Annotated in this window: 1 protein-coding gene; it reads right to left on the bottom strand. The window is 64.8% G+C overall.

Annotation, left to right across the window (positions count from 1 at the left end; genetic code table 11):
• Positions 1-715, bottom strand: a 715-nt coding sequence (locus tag PV350_RS46815; protein ID WP_500339334.1) for a transposase, incomplete at its 3' end; no start/stop codon positions are given.
• Positions 716-781: the final 66 nt, after the last annotated feature.

Genomic DNA, 781 nt, shown 5'->3' on the forward strand with positions numbered 1-781 from the left:
AGGCGACCATTTCGCGTTTGAGCGCGCCGCGGCTCTCAACATAGAGGGCCTGGTAGATCGCTTCGTGCGAGATGCGCATCGATTGGTCCTCGGGGAACTCGACCTTCAACCGGTGAGAGATCTGCTCCGGGCTCCAGGACGACATCCACTTCCGGTCCTGACGGTGCGGTTTGTTGCGTCCCTTCCAATGCCCCGTCTCCGGTCCCTGCACCGGAGTTCCGTCCAGACGGCGGACATGGCCCGACAACCGCTCCTGCACGTAGTCGTGGAGCCGTTGATGCGTGACGAGTTTCGCCTGCTTCGGACGAAGCGCCAGTAGATCCGCTTTCCACTGTGCGACCGAAGCACGGTAGTCCAGCTTGCCTCCGCGGGTCGCCGCGTTGCGACGGAGCTCGCGGGAGATCGTCGACGGAGCACGGCCCAGCCGCCGCCCTATCTCACGGACTCCGGCTCCTTGTGCCCTGAGGAGGGCTATTTCTTCACGTTCATGAAACGACAGATACCGCCCCGCGAGCGGGGCAAGATCAACCGACGGCATGCCTCCACGCTGCCGGAACCATCGGGCGCCGGCAGCCGGCGACACACCGACCACACCGGCGGCCTCTTCGCTGAGAAGTCCTTTGGCGATCTCACGCCAGAACCCACGCTCGATCTCTCGCCGCAACGAGGGCGCCCCGGGCGACTTCATCGCAGACCTACCCGTCAGTTCCTTCATCCACCCTGCCGGCCTGCCCATCACACCTCCGCAGTCGAGGTGTTGCGACGACCGGTTGAATCCGCC

Origin of the sequence: Streptomyces sp. PA03-6a (assembly GCF_033792765.1) — a bacterium.
Lineage (GTDB): Bacteria > Actinomycetota > Actinomycetes > Streptomycetales > Streptomycetaceae > Actinacidiphila.